This is a genomic window from Pseudomonas sp. DP-17, assembly GCF_022380625.1.
Taxonomy (GTDB): domain Bacteria; phylum Pseudomonadota; class Gammaproteobacteria; order Pseudomonadales; family Pseudomonadaceae; genus Pseudomonas; species Pseudomonas nitroreducens_A.
In genome coordinates, this window is sequence record NZ_JAKSXG010000014.1 from 42,489 (window position 1) to 56,198 (window position 13,710).

Annotated in this window: 15 protein-coding genes; 7 read left to right on the plus strand and 8 right to left on the minus strand. The window is 65.3% G+C overall.

The features are described 5' to 3' along the window. Nucleotides 1-3: 3 nt before the first annotated feature. The 6 genes from lepB (at nucleotide 4) to pdxJ (ending at nucleotide 4,530) form a co-directional block, all read left to right on the plus strand. Nucleotides 4-858, plus strand: a complete 855-nt coding sequence (gene lepB, locus MJ122_RS22235) for a signal peptidase I (protein WP_017517393.1) — start codon at nucleotides 4-6, stop codon at nucleotides 856-858. A gap of 142 nt (nucleotides 859-1,000) precedes the next feature. Next, the gene (locus MJ122_RS22240) at nucleotides 1,001-1,378 is read left to right on the plus strand and encodes a DUF4845 domain-containing protein (protein WP_017517394.1); all 378 of its coding nucleotides are present in this window, start codon (nucleotides 1,001-1,003) and stop codon (nucleotides 1,376-1,378) included. Then, nucleotides 1,375-2,067, plus strand: a complete 693-nt coding sequence (rnc, locus tag MJ122_RS22245; RefSeq protein WP_017517395.1) for a ribonuclease III — start codon at nucleotides 1,375-1,377, stop codon at nucleotides 2,065-2,067. The genes MJ122_RS22240 and rnc overlap by 4 nt, the downstream gene beginning before the upstream one ends. Next, complete coding sequence (gene era / locus MJ122_RS22250) at nucleotides 2,060-3,001, plus strand: GTPase Era (protein ID WP_017517396.1); 942 nt, start codon at nucleotides 2,060-2,062, stop codon at nucleotides 2,999-3,001. Before rnc ends, era begins: the two co-directional genes overlap by 8 nt. Before the next feature lie 88 nt (nucleotides 3,002-3,089). Further along, nucleotides 3,090-3,794 carry a DNA repair protein RecO gene (recO, locus tag MJ122_RS22255; protein ID WP_088417755.1) on the plus strand — a complete coding sequence of 235 codons (705 nt, stop codon included), beginning with the start codon at nucleotides 3,090-3,092 and terminating at the stop codon, nucleotides 3,792-3,794. Continuing rightward, on the plus strand, nucleotides 3,787-4,530 hold the full coding sequence (gene pdxJ / locus MJ122_RS22260) for a pyridoxine 5'-phosphate synthase (protein ID WP_017517398.1): 744 nt from the start codon (nucleotides 3,787-3,789) through the stop codon (nucleotides 4,528-4,530). Before recO ends, pdxJ begins: the two co-directional genes overlap by 8 nt. 63 nt (nucleotides 4,531-4,593) lie before the next feature. On the opposite strand, the gene cmoB is transcribed toward pdxJ, so the two are convergent. From cmoB to MJ122_RS22300, 8 genes are all read right to left on the minus strand, one after another. Next, on the minus strand, nucleotides 4,594-5,562 hold the full coding sequence (gene cmoB / locus MJ122_RS22265; RefSeq protein WP_239746057.1) for a tRNA 5-methoxyuridine(34)/uridine 5-oxyacetic acid(34) synthase CmoB: 969 nt from the start codon (nucleotides 5,560-5,562) through the stop codon (nucleotides 4,594-4,596). Further along, nucleotides 5,559-6,299, minus strand: a complete 741-nt coding sequence (gene cmoA / locus MJ122_RS22270) for a carboxy-S-adenosyl-L-methionine synthase CmoA (RefSeq protein WP_239746058.1) — start codon at nucleotides 6,297-6,299, stop codon at nucleotides 5,559-5,561. The genes cmoB and cmoA overlap by 4 nt, the downstream gene beginning before the upstream one ends. 114 nt (nucleotides 6,300-6,413) lie before the next feature. After that, a complete protein-coding gene (locus MJ122_RS22275; RefSeq protein ID WP_026078837.1) occupies nucleotides 6,414-6,986 on the minus strand; it encodes a hypothetical protein in 573 nt (190 codons plus the stop codon). Nucleotides 6,987-7,073: 87 nt separating this feature from the next. Continuing rightward, nucleotides 7,074-7,820 (minus strand): transporter substrate-binding domain-containing protein, encoded by a 747-nt coding sequence (locus tag MJ122_RS22280; RefSeq protein ID WP_088417758.1) that lies wholly within the window; start codon nucleotides 7,818-7,820, stop codon nucleotides 7,074-7,076. A 1-nt stretch (nucleotide 7,821) separates the two neighbouring features. After that, a complete protein-coding gene (locus MJ122_RS22285) occupies nucleotides 7,822-8,496 on the minus strand; it encodes a lysoplasmalogenase (protein WP_239746059.1) in 675 nt (224 codons plus the stop codon). A 122-nt stretch (nucleotides 8,497-8,618) separates the two neighbouring features. Beyond that, nucleotides 8,619-9,014, minus strand: coding sequence for a protease inhibitor I42 family protein (locus tag MJ122_RS22290; protein ID WP_088417760.1), 396 nt, complete (start codon nucleotides 9,012-9,014; stop codon nucleotides 8,619-8,621). A gap of 408 nt (nucleotides 9,015-9,422) precedes the next feature. Beyond that, entirely contained in the window at nucleotides 9,423-11,822 is a 2,400-nt protein-coding gene (gene lon / locus MJ122_RS22295) for an endopeptidase La (RefSeq protein WP_088417761.1), read from the minus strand. Between the two features lie 128 nt (nucleotides 11,823-11,950). Continuing rightward, the gene (locus tag MJ122_RS22300) at nucleotides 11,951-12,745 is read right to left on the minus strand and encodes a helix-turn-helix transcriptional regulator (protein ID WP_239746060.1); all 795 of its coding nucleotides are present in this window, start codon (nucleotides 12,743-12,745) and stop codon (nucleotides 11,951-11,953) included. Nucleotides 12,746-12,828: 83 nt separating this feature from the next. Between MJ122_RS22300 and MJ122_RS22305 the strand changes: the two genes are divergently transcribed. Continuing rightward, on the plus strand, nucleotides 12,829-13,692 hold the full coding sequence (locus MJ122_RS22305; protein WP_239746061.1) for an ATP-binding protein: 864 nt from the start codon (nucleotides 12,829-12,831) through the stop codon (nucleotides 13,690-13,692). The last annotated feature ends 18 nt before the right edge of the window (nucleotides 13,693-13,710 follow it).

Here is a 13,710-nt window from a genome sequence, read left to right on the forward strand (position 1 = left end):
CCTATGACCCTGAATTTCCCGCTGTTGCTGGTGATTGCCGTCGCGGTATGCGGCGTTCTCGCCCTGGTGGACCTGGTGCTGTTTGCACCGCGCCGCCGGGCAGCCATTTCCGCCTACGAGGGCACGGTCGGCGAGCCCGACCCGGAAGTGCTGGAAAAACTGAACAAGGAGCCGGTGCTCGTCGAGTACGGCAAGTCGTTCTTCCCGGTGCTGTTCATCGTGCTGGTGCTGCGCTCGTTCCTGGTCGAACCCTTCCAGATCCCGTCGGGCTCGATGAAGCCGACCCTGGAAGTGGGCGATTTCATCCTGGTGAACAAGTTCGCCTACGGCATCCGCCTGCCGGTGCTGGACACCAAGGTCATCCCGGTGGGTGACCCGCAGCGTGGCGATGTCATGGTGTTCCGCTACCCCAGCGACCCGAACATCAACTACATCAAGCGTGTCATCGGCGTACCGGGCGACACCATTCGCTACACCAGCGACAAGCGCCTGTACATCAACGACCAGGCCGTGGCCGAGTCGCTGGTGGGCGAAGAGCCGGGCACCTTGGGCAGCGTAACGCTGTACCAGGAGAAGCTGGGCGCGGTGGAGCACATGATCCGCAAGGAAATGACCCGCTTCCGCATCGAGCCGGGCAAGCAGTGGAAAGTGCCGGCCGGCCATTACTTCATGATGGGCGACAACCGCGACAACTCCAACGACAGCCGCTACTGGAACGATCCGAAGATTCCCAAGGACCTGCTGGGCATGGTTCCGGACCGCAATATTGTCGGCAAGGCGTTCGCGGTCTGGATGAGCTGGCCGGATCCGAAGATGCGCAATCTGCCGAATTTCTCGCGAGTCGGCGTGATTCACTAAACTTGTGAGACGTTTCAGGCCGGCAAGGCTGGAGCGGTGCTAGAAAAGGGCGGGGCTGCACGCGGGGAGCGAGGCAGCCCCGCTTCACTTGGACCCGCCGCGCCTGGCGGGCATATAAGAAAGATACCGACATGAGGTCGATATGACGTACGCACGTTCGCAGAAGGGAATGTCGTTGCTGGGTTGGCTGGTCGTTCTTGCGCTCGTGGCGTTTCTTGCCAGTGCCGCGTTCAAGATCATTCCGCACTACCTGGACTACTACGCCATCGAGAAGGCCATCACCTCGGTGGAAACCGACAAGGCCGCCGAAGTGCATACTGTCCCCGAGTTCTATTCCTATGTCGGCAAGGCGCTGATGCTCAACAACATTCGCGACCTCAATCTAGACGATGCCCTGGACGTGAAGCTCGAGAACAACGAGTTCCGCGCCCACCTCAAATACGAAAAACGCGAGCCGCTGGTGCAGAACATCGACCTGGTGGTCAAATTTGACAAAGAATTCCGTGTACGAATGCCGTGAGTAACAACAGTCTGGATCGACTCGAGCGCAAGCTTGGCTACACCTTCCGCGACCAGGACCTGATGGTCCTGGCGCTGACCCATCGCAGTTTCGCCGGGCGCAACAACGAGCGCCTGGAATTTCTCGGTGACGCCATCCTCAACTTCGTCATCGGCGAAGCCCTGTTCACCCATTTTCCCCAGGCCCGCGAAGGCCAGCTGTCGCGCCTGCGCGCGCGACTGGTGAAGGGCGAGACCCTGGCCCTGTTGGCCCGCGGGTTTGAGATCGGGGATTACCTGCGACTGGGCTCGGGTGAGCTCAAGAGCGGCGGTTATCGCCGCGAGTCGATCCTGGCTGACGCCATGGAGGCGCTGATCGGCGCCATCTATCTGGACACCGGCATGGATTCCGCCCGTGAGCGGATCATGGATTGGCTCGGCCCGCAGTTGCGCGAGCTGACCCCGGTGGATACCAACAAGGACCCCAAGACCCGCCTGCAGGAGTTCCTGCAGTCCCGCGGGTGCGAACTGCCGCGTTACGACGTGGTGGATATCCAGGGCGAACCGCATTGCCGCACTTTCTTCGTGGAGTGCGAGGTGGCCCTGCTGAACGACAAGACCCACGGTCACGGCGGCAGCCGCCGCATCGCCGAGCAGGTGGCCGCCGCCGCCGCACTGGCAGCCCTGGGCGTGGAGAATGGCCATGAGTGAGCACGAGCAAGACCAGCACGACCCATCCGAGCACGATGAAGCAGGAGCCGTTCGTTGCGGTTACGTCGCCATCGTCGGCCGCCCCAACGTCGGCAAGTCGACCCTGCTCAACCACATCCTCGGGCAGAAGCTGGCGATCACCTCGCGCAAGCCGCAGACCACCCGCCACACCCTGCTGGGCATCAAGACCGAGGGTGACGTGCAGGCGGTGTACGTCGACACCCCCGGCCTGCACAAGGACAACGACAAGGCGCTCAACCGCTACATGAACCGGTCGGCCAGTGCCGCGCTGAAGGACGTCGACGTGGTCATCTTCGTCGTCGACCGCAACCGCTGGACCGACGAAGACCAGATGGTCTACGACAAGGTCAAGTACGTGAGCTGTCCGGTCCTGCTGGCGGTGAACAAGGTCGACCGCATGGAGGACAAGGGCGAGCTGCTGCCGCATCTGCAGTGGTTGGCCGAGCAACTGCCCAACGCCGAGGTCGTGCCGATTTCCGCCCAGCACGGGCAGAACCTCGACGTCCTGGAATCCCTGGTGGCCGAGCGCCTGCCGGAGAGCGAGCACTTCTTCCCGGAAGACCAGATCACCGACCGCAGCAGCCGCTTCCTCGCCGCCGAACTGGTGCGCGAGAAGATCATGCGCCAGCTGGGCGCCGAGCTGCCGTACCAGGTCACGGTGGAGATCGAAGAGTTCAAGCAGGACGGTCCGATCCTGCACATCCATGCGCTGATCCTGGTGGAACGCGACGGTCAGAAGAAGATCATCATCGGCGAGAAGGGCGAGCGCATCAAAAGCATCGGCCAGAACGCCCGCAAGGACATGGAAGTGCTGTTCGACTCCAAGGTCATGCTCAACCTCTGGGTGAAAGTGAAGGGCGGCTGGTCCGACGACGAACGTGCGCTGCGTTCGCTGGGCTACGGCGACCTTTGATCCTCGCTGCCCCGCGAGCCTTCGCGGGGCGCACCCTCCGGGCGCCTGAGCGCGCCCGTCTTCCGACTTCCACTCCAGGCGCAGCGCCATGAGCCTCGCTTCTACTGCCCAAGCCGCCTTCGTCCTGCACAGCCGTCCCTACAAGGAAACCAGTGCGCTGGTGGATTTCTTCACCCCGCAGGGACGGCTGCGCGCCGTCCTTCGTGGTGCGCGGGGCAAGGCTGGAGCGCTGGCGCGGCCGTTCGTGCCGCTGGAAGCCGAATTCCGCGGGCGCAGCGACCTGAAGAATGTCGTGCGCCTGGAGCCCAACGGCATCCCCAACCTGCTCAGTGGCGAAGCGCTGTTCAGCGGCCTGTACCTGAACGAGCTGATGATTCGCCTGTTGCCGGCCGAAGACCCGCATCCCGCACTGTTCGAGCACTACCGCGCGACCCTGCCGCTGCTGGCTGCCGGCAGCCCGCTGGAGCCGCTGCTGCGCTCGTTCGAATGGCGGCTGCTGGACGACCTGGGCTATGGTTTTTCCCTGGACAGCGATATCGTCGGCCAGCCCGTCGCGCCGGATGGCCTCTACCGTCTGTTGCCCGACTCCGGCCTGGAACCGGTCGGCAGCCTGCAGCCGGGGCTGTTCCATGGCGCCGACCTGCTGGCAATGGCCGAAGCCGACTGGAGCGCACCCGGCGCCCTGGCGGCGGCCAAGCGCCTGATGCGCCAGGCCCTGGCGCCCCATCTAGGCGGCCGACCGCTGGTCAGCCGTGAGCTCTTCATGAATCGCAAGGACAACTCCCGTGACTGAAGCCAACCGTATTCTGCTCGGCGTGAACATCGACCACGTCGCTACCCTGCGCCAGGCTCGTGGCACCCGCTATCCCGACCCGGTGAAAGCGGCGCTGGACGCCGAGGAAGCCGGTGCCGACGGCATCACCGTACACCTGCGCGAAGATCGCCGGCACATCCAGGACCGCGACGTGCGCGTGCTCGCCGAAGTGCTGCAGACCCGCATGAACTTCGAGATGGGCGTCACCGAGGAGATGATGAAGTTCGCCGAGATCATCCGCCCGGCCCACGTCTGCCTGGTCCCGGAGACCCGCCAGGAGCTGACTACCGAAGGCGGCCTGGACGTCGCCGGCCAGGAAGCGCGCATCCGCGAGGCGGTGCAGCGCCTGGCGGCTGCTGGCTGCGAGGTGTCGCTGTTCATCGACCCGGACCAGCGCCAGATCGAAGCCTCCGCCCGCATCGGCGCCCCGGCTGTGGAGCTGCATACCGGTCGCTACGCCGACGCCCACAACCCGGCCGAAGCCGCCCATGAGCTGGCGCGCATCCGCGATGGCGTGGAGTTCGGTCTGTCCCATGGGCTGATCGTCAACGCCGGCCATGGCCTGCATTACCACAATGCCGAACCGGTGGCGGCGATTGCCGGGATCAACGAGCTGAACATCGGCCACGCCATCGTCGCCCATGCGCTGTTCGTGGGCTTCAAGCAGGCGGTCGCCGAGATGAAGGCGCTGATCGTGGCGGCGGCTAACCGCTGATCCGATGGTCCCTGTAGGAGCGGGCCATGCCCGCGATGGCGCCCGTCAGGGCGCACCTGCGGATCAGGGCTTGCGCGCCACCAGCGTGGCGCGCAGCGGCGCCGGCAGGCCTTCGACGGTGCGGCTGTGGTCGTGCGGATCAAGGAAGTCCGGCAGCGACTGGTAGCGCATCCAGTCGGTGGCGCGTTGTTCCTCCACCGAGGTGCGGCTGATATCGACGCTGCGCACGTCGGTGAAGCCCGCGCGACGCAGCCAGAGTTCCAGCGCCGGCACCGACGGCAGGAACCACACGTTGCGCATCTGCGCGTAACGGTCTTCGGGCACCAGCACGGTGTTCACGTCGCCTTCCACCACCAGGGTTTCCAGCACCAGTTCGCCGCCCCGGCGCAGGCAGTCCTTGAGCGCCAGCAGGTGGTCGATGGGCGAGCGCCGGTGGTAGAGCACGCCCATGGAGAACACCGTATCGAAGCCTTCCAGCTTCTCGGGCAGGTCTTCCAGGGCGAAGGGCAGGTGCCAGGCCGGCAAGTCCGGCAGGTAGCGCTTCATGGCGAGGAACTGGCAGAAGAACAGCCAGTTCGGGTCCACGCCGACCACGCTACGCGCGCCGGCACCCAGCATGCGCCATTGGTAGTAGCCATTGCCGCAGCCGACGTCGAGGATGCGCTTGCCCACCAGGTCGATGTGCGGCGAGACACGCTCCCATTTCCAGTCCGAGCGCCATTCGGTGTCGATGTGTACGCCGAACAGGTTGAACGGCCCCTTGCGCCACGGGATCAGCCCTTGCAACGCGAGTTTGAGCTGGGCGCGAGTGTCCTCGTCGCAGTCGCCTTCGAGGCTGAAGCGCTCGCGCAGCTCGACGGCGGCGGCTTGCAGCTCCGGCAGGCGGTCCACCGCGGCCAGCCAGCGTTCGAGATCGCCATGGCCATCGTCGACCTTGCCGGCCAGTTGCACGGGCAGCGAGGCAGCCCAGGATTCCAGTGGCGTGCCGGCCAGTTCAAGGCGCAGGCGGTCGAGGTCGAAGCGTTCGATCATGGCAGGGCAATCAGGGAAGCGAAGTTGAGGCACTGGAACCAGGGCACCACCTTGGAAAAACCGGCGGCCAGCAGGCGCTCGCGGTGGGTCTCCAGGGTGTCGGGGCGCATGACGTTCTCGATGGCGGTGCGTTTCTGGGCGATTTCCAGTTCGCTGTAGCCATTGGCGCGCTTGAAGTCGATGTGCAGGTCGGTGAGCAGGTCGTGCTCCTGCTCGTCGGCGAAGCGCAGTTTTTCCGAGAGGATCAGCGCGCCGCCGGGCAGCAGTGCGCTGTGCAGGCGGGTGAGCAGGCCCAGGCGTTGTTCGGGGGCGATGAATTGCAGGGTGAAGTTCAGCGCGATCAGCGAGCAGGGCTTGAGGTCCAGCTTCAGGATGTCCGCCTCGATCAGTTCGACCGGCAGCAGTTCCTGGTGCATGGCGTCCTGGGCGCGCAGGTATTCGCCGCAGCGCGCGATCATCGGCGCGGAGTTGTCGACGCCGATCACGCGGCAGCCATCGCTCTTCACGTGGCGGCGCAGCGCCTGGGTCACGGCGCCCAGCGAGCAGCCGAGGTCGTAGAGCAAGCTGTTCGGCGTGGCGAAGCGCGCCCCGAGCACACCGATGTTCTCGACGATGGTGGGGTAGCCCGGCACGGATCGCTTGATCATGTCCGGGAAGACGCGCACCACGTCCTCATTGAAGGTGAAGTCGGGAACCTGGGTTTGCGGCTGGGCGAAGATGCGGTCGGATTCGCTCACGCTGGAGGGGGCCTCGTTACGCTGGAACAGGCAGCGGGGCGCAGCGCGCCCCGATTGCCGGGGCGCGCATTGTAGCCGAGGCGCGGGGTGCGCCCAAGCTTCAGCCGATAAGGGTCACTTGAGCTGGTCGGAGAAGTATTCGCCGGCGCCTTGCAATGGACCGAGGGGGTTCTTCTTGTCTTCCATGCGGCGGATGTTCGGCTCGCCGTTGCTGGTCTTGTGCACCACCACGTCGTCGATCAGCACGAACACCGGACGGAATGACCAGCCCTGCACCTGGCGGCGCTTGCGAAAGTTGAAGATGTCGGCCCAGAAACTGCCCACGCGCTGGCTGTCGGTCTTGTTGAAATCGAAGGCATAGCCGATGCAGCGGTCCTTGGCCTGCAGGCAGGTCACCAGGCCGTCGGGCAGGTAGTCGATGGGGATGTTGGGCTGCACGAAGAGCAGGCGCACGTCGATGAACGAAAGCATCTTGGCGTTGCCCTGGGACAGCGGATCGAAGCCCAGGGCGTAGAGCTGCGACTTGGTGGTCTTGCCAGGGTCGACCTGGTTGTAGCGGCTCTGTGCATCCTGGTAATCCAGGAATGGTGACTGCACTTCCGCGCGTTCGCTGGGCAGCAGGCTGCCACAGGCAGAGAGCGTCAGGCAGGCTCCCAGCAACAACATCGAGCGAACTACTGCACGCATGGAGCTCCCCTTTTCCCAGTCTCTTATTGATTGATCTATAGCCGATGACAGAGGGCTCTGCCGGACTTTTCTCACGCCTTCGCAGGACTAGTCAACGACGACGCCGTAACCCTGCATCAGGGGTTTCCACTGGTCGTTGCGGCGCAGTTCGCGCAGGCCTTCGTCGAGGTCGGCCAGGCGTTCCTGCACGCCTTCCAGGCGAGGGTTGAGCGCGACGTACATGGGACGTTTATCGGCGAGCTCGCCGGCTGCTTGAATGCGCTCGGTCAGGCCGTGCCGGTGCAGGTAGTGCTCGACGATCTGGCTGTCTTCCAGCAGCACCGTGATGCGCCCGAGCAGCAGCTTCTGGATGTTGCGCTCGAGCACCTTTTCGCCGCTGAGCACTTGCACCTGTTCGTGGTTGGCGAGGTGCTCGTCGCGCCAGTCGTCCAGTTCCTTGCCGTAGGAATAGCCCTGCGCCAGCCCGATGGACTGGCTGCTCAGCGAGGTCGGACCCTTCCAGGTCCAGGGGTTATCGTTGCGCACGTAGAAACGCATGGTCACCCAGCCGATGGGCTCCTCGCCGATCAGCAGTTCCTCGGACTCTTCGCTGTAGGCGCCGACCACGCCGTCCACCAGTCCCTCGCGGGCCATCTGCAGAGCGCGTGGCCAGGGCAGGGGTTCGAAGAGGGGCGGTTGAGGGAGCACCTGGCCGAGGGCTTCGAGCAGGTAGCCGGGTTTGTCCGGATTATCCGGGCAGAGGTAGGGGCACCAGTCGTCGCCGGCCAGGCGCAGGGGTTCTGCGCTGGTCAGCGCCGAACAGAGGAGCAGCAGCGGTGACGCGATTCGCAGCATGTCAGGCCCGGGAAGTGGTTTGTCCTTCCGAGTATGGCAGAGCGATATGACGGGATGTGACGGACGCGGCGATACCGAACTGGCCAAGCCAGTAGGTCAGCATGATGGCGTAGGAGGAGCCATCGAAGGCGGCGACGAAGCGGCTGATGCCGATCATCGAGTCGGAGCTGACGAACAGCAGTGCGCCCAGGGCTGCGAACACCCGGCTGGCATTGGTGATCGAAGGCACGCCAAGGCGGGCGACGGCGCGCCAGAGCATGGCGCTGATGGTCAGGCTGTATAACGCAATCGGCAGCAACAGCGGTCCCAGGCCGCGGCTATGGAGCAGCGCGAACAGGCCGCCACCCACGCTGCCGGCGAGCAGCAGGCCGAGCGGGGCGAAGCGGCGGGTATCGCCCAGATAGGCGCCCAGGTAGGCCAGGTGCGCCAGCAGGAAAGCGGCGAGGCCGGGCACGAAGGCGTTGATCGGCCATTCCAGCAGGATGTCGCCGAGCATCGACAGCGCCAGGCCGATGGCGACCCAGCGGCGATAGCCATCAGCTGGCGTGGCGAGAATCCACAACAGCATCGCCAGCACCGGCAGCGGCTTGCAGAGCATGCGCAGGGCGGGCAGGTCGAAGGTGACGGCGAACAGGTAGGCGGCACCGCCGATCAGTGCCAGGAGCGTCCAGCGCATGGGGTTCCCTCCCGAGGAAATGAACGTCCACTGTGCCGCAGCGCGACGCCAGGCCTACAGGCCGAAGGCGTCAGTGCGAGCGGCTTATGGCGCCTTCGTTGTCTGCGCCTATTCGACGGCGCCTACTTGACGAGGATGGGGCAGACGAAGGTCTGCGCCGGTGCCACTTCCGCTTCCCAGGGGCGGCGGTAGGCCAGTTCAAGCTTGTCCTCGCCGGCGGCGGTGACGCGGAAGCGCCAGGTGGATTCGCCGGCGCTGCCGACCAGGCCTGCGTCTTCCGGGTTGCTGTAGACCTCCGGGCCGAGGGCGCGCAGCAGGCCGTTGGCGGCGTTGCGCAGTTCCCAGCGGAAACCGGTGGTGGGGTTGCTCGGCAGGATCAGCACCAGTTCCTGGCCGGTGTGCAGCTTCAGCGGCTTGCAGTCGCTGGCGTCTTCCAGGGTGACCACGGGTTTGCTCTGTCCGGCGCAGCCGGCGAGCAGGGCCAGGGTGAGGGGCAGCAACGGGCGGTACGACGGCATGACGGCTCCTGGGTGGGGACAGGTTGGGCCGCAGGATAACGCAATCATGTGAGAAATAGAGGTTTCGCGGGGAAGGCGTTTGGCGCGGGTGCGAATTCGGGGCGTTCGCCGAGGGCAGGGGAATTCTCCGTGTTCAGAATCCAAGTCCACACCTGAATCACCACGGAGCAGGAATGCAGGGTGGGTGGAGCTAGCGATACCCATGCTGTCGGTGCGACCGAGTCGATGGGTATCGCTGCGCTCCACACCATCCTACGCCGGTGTTCGACGGAGGCAGCGATAGCGTCTGCCGCGAATAAGCGTCGCTCCTACGAGGAGATAGAACGGAAAGGCAGCAGTGATCTTGCGAATCACGCCCATGGAGGTGATTCGCAAGCGTGGCCCGCTTCTGCGGGTTCATTCAGGACATCAGCCCGGAAACAGCACCTTCGCCACGTCACCGAAGCGCCTGGCGAAATGCACCGTGATGCCTTCCTTCAGGTACTCCGGCAGTTCCTCGAAGTCCCCCCGGTTGGGCTCGGGCAGTATCAGTTCGAAGATCTTCTGCCGCCGCGCCGCGATGACCTTCTCGCGCACCCCGCCAATAGGCAGCACCTGGCCGGTGAGGGTCAGCTCGCCGGTCATGGCCACGCCTTTCTTCGGCGCCTGGTTGCGCGCCAGGGACAGCAGGGCGCTGGCCATGGTGACGCCGGCGCTGGGGCCGTCCTTGGGCGTGGCGCCCTCAGGCACGTGCAGGTGGACGAAGGCCTGGTCGAAGAAGGTCGACTCGCCGCCGTACTTCTTCAGGTTCGAGCTGATGTAGCTGTAGGCGATCTCCGCCGACTCCTTCATCACATCGCCCAGTTGCCCGGTGAGCTTGAAGCCGCGATTCAGCGTATGGATGCGCGTCGCCTCGATGGGCAGGGTCGCGCCGCCCATGCTGGTCCAGGCAAGGCCGGTGATCACGCCGATGCCGGAGAGCACCTGTTCGGTGCGGAACACCGGCATGCCGAGGTACTCCTCCAGGTCCTTGGCGCCGATCTTCACCACCGAGTCCGGGTCTTCCAGCAGCTTCATCACCGACTTGCGCACCAGCTTGCCCAGTACCTTCTCCAGCTGCCGTACGCCGGCCTCGCGGGCGTAGCCTTCGATCACCGCGCGCAGTGCAGCATCGTTGATCGACAGGCGATTCTTCGGCACGCCGGCCTTTTCCAGCTGCTTGGGCCACAGGTGACGCTTGGCGATGGCCAGCTTCTCCTCGGCGATGTAGCCGGACAGGCGGATGACCTCCATGCGGTCCAGCAGCGGGCCGGGGATGGAATCCAGGGTGTTGGCGGTGCAGACGAACAGCACCTTGGACAGGTCCAGGCGCAGGTCCAGGTAGTGGTCGAGGAACTCCACGTTCTGCTCCGGATCCAGCGTCTCCAGCAGCGCCGAGGCAGGGTCGCCCTGGTAGCTGCTGCCGAGCTTGTCGATCTCGTCGAGCATGATCACCGGGTTCATCACCTCGACGTCCTTCAGCGCCTGCACCAGCTTGCCGGGCAGGGCGCCGATGTAGGTGCGGCGGTGGCCCTTGATCTCGGCCTCGTCACGCATGCCACCGACGCTGAAGCGGTAGAACGGCCGACCCAGGCTCTCGGCAATGGACTTGCCGATGCTGGTCTTGCCGACGCCCGGCGGGCCCACCAGCAGGACGATGGAGCCGGCGATCTCGCCCTTGAAGGTGCCGACCGCGAGGAACTCGAGGATGCGGTCCTTCACGTCTTCCAGGCCCGAATGGTGCCGGTCGAGGACCTTGCGTGCGTGCTTGAGGTCGAGCTTGTCGACGCCCATCAGGCCCCACGGCACGGAGGTCGCCCAGTCGAGGTAGTTGCGCGTGACGGCGTATTCCGGCGAGCCGGTCTCCAGGATCGACAGCTTGTTCAGTTCTTCATCGATGCGCTTCTTCGCCTGGTCGGGCAGGGTCTTGCCTTCCAGGCGGGCGCGGAATTCGTCGGAGTCCGCGCTCTTGTCATCCTTGGTGATGCCCAGCTCCTGCTGGATGATCTTCAGCTGTTCCTGCAGGAAGAACTCGCGCTGGCGCTCGCCGATCTTGCGGTTGACCTCGGCGGACAGCTCCTTCTGCAGGCGCGCGACTTCCACTTCCTTGCGCAGCAGCGGCAGCACCTTTTCCATGCGCTTGAGCATCGGCACGGTGTCCAGCACGCCCTGCAGCTCGGCGCCTGGCGCGGTGGTCAGCGCGGCGGCGAAGTCGGTCAGCGGCGAAGGATCGTTGGGGTTGAAGCGGTTGAGGTAGTTCTTCAGCTCTTCGCTGTACAGCGGGTTGAGCGGCAGCAGTTCCTTGATCGCGTTGATCAGGGCCATGCCGTAGGCCTTCACCTCGTCGCTGGGGTCGTTGGGGGTGTGCGGGTACTCCACTTCCACCAGGAAGGGCGGGCGGTGGCGCTTGATCCAGCCGCGGATGCGTACGCGCGACAGGCCCTGGGCGACGAACTGCAGCTTGCCGCCCTCGCGGCTGGCGTGGTGCACGCGCACCAGGGTGCCGTGCTCGGGCAGGCTGTCCGGGTCGAAGTGGCGCGGGTCTTCCGGCGGGTTCTCCATGAAGAACAGCGCCAGGCTGTGGTGCTCGGTCTTGGCGACCAGTTCCAGCGTCTCGGCCCACGGCTCCTCGTTGACGATCACCGGCAGCACCTGCGCCGGGAAGAACGGGCGGTTGTGGATCGGAATGACGTACACCGTGGTCGGCAGGTTCTGCCCCGGCAACACCAGCCCGGTGTTGCTGACCTCTTCGGCGCTATGGATATCGTGAATCTCGTCGTGGTCGCTCATGAGGCACCTGACTGATTGAACATGACAGTCTAGATGGGGAAACCGGCTCGGGGTTTCAATCCCATTGTTCGAAGGATATGTCTGGGGATGTTGCGGTCGATTGTGGACGACAGGAGCTTAGGAGCGGATTAGCGACGCGGCCGCAGGAAATCGCTGGGCGGCCGGCCGAACTGGCGGCTGAACATGGCGCTGAAGGCGCTGGGCGTGCTGTAGCCCACTTCCAGCGCCACGCTCAGCACGCTCTCGCCCATGGCCAGACGTTCCAGGGCGGCCAGCAGGCGTGCCTGTTGCCGCCATTGGCCGAAGGTCAGCCCGGTCTCGGCGCAGAACCAGCGTTGCACCGTCTTGCCGTCGACGCTCAGCCGGGCGGCCCAGTCGCTGAGGCTGGCATGGTCGCTGGGCTGGGCCTGGATGGCCTGGCACAGCCCACGCAGGCGCGGATGGGCGGGCAGGGGCAGGTGCAGCGGGAGCATCGGGTCTTCGCGCAGTTCATCGAGCATCAGGCCTAGCACGCGGCCGTCGCGGGAGTCCGGGTTGACCTCGCCGCTGATCGACAGCGCCGCCAGGATCAGTTCCCGCAGCAGCGGCGAAACCGCCAGTACGCAGCAGTCCGCAGGCAGGTGCGGGGCGCTGCCCGGCTCCACATAAAGGGTGCGCACCTGCACGTCGCCGACCATGCGCGTCCAGTGCTCCACGCCGCCGGGTATCCACAGGCCACGGTTGTCCGGTACCACCCACTGGCCACTGGCGCTGCCCACCACCAGAACGCCACGCACGGCGTAGAGCAACTGCGCACGGTGATGGCTGTGCGCGGGCACCTGATGGCCATCGGGGAAGTCCAGGGCGATGGCCGCCACCGGGCTGGCGGCCCGTTCGTCACCGTGGTTCTCCAGCGGTTGGGGTGGAATGTCCTTTTTGCGCATCTGGATACCTGTTTGTCGTTAGACGACCACTTTCCTCCATCGTTAGGCTGCTGAACAGTCCCCTCTGCATCGATGATCCCGCCATGAACGACATGTCCCTGATCGCCGAACAACTGGCCCGAATCGCCCAGTTGCTTGAACAATCCCTCCCTGCGCGCGCCGAGCTGGCGTTGGACGAAGGCGCCATCGCCCATCTCTGGGAGTACCGCCAGGGCCAGCCGCGCCTGACGCCGGTGATCGAGCCGGCGCTGATTGCCTTCGAGGACCTGCGCAATGTCGAGCGGCAGAAGGCGCTGATCGAGCAGAACACCCGCCAGTTCGTCTCCGGCCGCCCGGCCAACAATGTGCTGCTGACCGGCGCGCGCGGCACCGGCAAGAGTTCGCTGGTGAAGGCTTGCCTGCATGCCTTCCACGCGGAGGGGTTGCGTCTGATCGAGGTGGACAAGGAACACCTGGCCGACCTGCCGCAGATCATCGACCTGCTGCGCCATCGCCAGGAGCGCTTCGTCCTGTTCTGCGACGACCTCTCGTTCGAGGATGGCGAGACGGGCTACAAGGGCCTGAAGACCGTGCTCGATGGCTCGGTCGCCGGGCAGTCCGGCAATGTGCTGATCTACGCCACGTCCAACCGCCGCCACCTGCTGGCCGAGCGCGCCGAGGACAACCTGTCCTTCCAGCGCGGCGAGAGCGGCGAGTTGCACCCCGGCGAGGCGGTGGAAGAGAAGATCTCGCTCTCCGAGCGCTTCGGCCTGTGGATATCTTTCTATGCCTTCAGCCAGGAGCAGTACCTGGAGGCGGTCGCGCGCTGGCTGGAGTACCACGGCTTGGGCGGTGTGCAACAGGACGAGTGGGAACAGGCGGCGATCCGCTGGGCGACCCATCGCGGGTCGCGGTCCGGGCGGATTGCCGCGCAGTTTGCCCGGGATTACGCCGGGCGCCAGTTCTAGAGACTCGGAACGCCACTG

Excerpts from the sequence above, each read along its gene's own strand:
- era (WP_017517396.1), top strand. The coding sequence starts at position 2,060 with ATGAGTGAGCACGAGCAAGACCAGCACGACCCATCCGAGCACGATGAA.
- MJ122_RS22240 (WP_017517394.1), top strand. The coding sequence starts at position 1,001 with ATGACGTACGCACGTTCGCAGAAGGGAATGTCGTTGCTGGGTTGGCTG.
- MJ122_RS22285 (WP_239746059.1), bottom strand. The coding sequence starts at position 8,496 with ATGCGCTGGACGCTCCTGGCACTGATCGGCGGTGCCGCCTACCTGTTC.
- recO (WP_088417755.1), top strand. The coding sequence starts at position 3,090 with ATGAGCCTCGCTTCTACTGCCCAAGCCGCCTTCGTCCTGCACAGCCGT.
- lepB (WP_017517393.1), top strand. The coding sequence starts at position 4 with ATGACCCTGAATTTCCCGCTGTTGCTGGTGATTGCCGTCGCGGTATGC.
- lon (WP_088417761.1), bottom strand. The coding sequence starts at position 11,822 with ATGAGCGACCACGACGAGATTCACGATATCCATAGCGCCGAAGAGGTC.
- MJ122_RS22305 (WP_239746061.1), top strand. The coding sequence starts at position 12,829 with ATGAACGACATGTCCCTGATCGCCGAACAACTGGCCCGAATCGCCCAG.
- cmoB (WP_239746057.1), bottom strand. The coding sequence starts at position 5,562 with ATGATCGAACGCTTCGACCTCGACCGCCTGCGCCTTGAACTGGCCGGC.
- MJ122_RS22275 (WP_026078837.1), bottom strand. The coding sequence starts at position 6,986 with ATGCGTGCAGTAGTTCGCTCGATGTTGTTGCTGGGAGCCTGCCTGACG.
- MJ122_RS22300 (WP_239746060.1), bottom strand. The coding sequence starts at position 12,745 with ATGCGCAAAAAGGACATTCCACCCCAACCGCTGGAGAACCACGGTGAC.
- MJ122_RS22290 (WP_088417760.1), bottom strand. The coding sequence starts at position 9,014 with ATGCCGTCGTACCGCCCGTTGCTGCCCCTCACCCTGGCCCTGCTCGCC.
- MJ122_RS22280 (WP_088417758.1), bottom strand. The coding sequence starts at position 7,820 with ATGCTGCGAATCGCGTCACCGCTGCTGCTCCTCTGTTCGGCGCTGACC.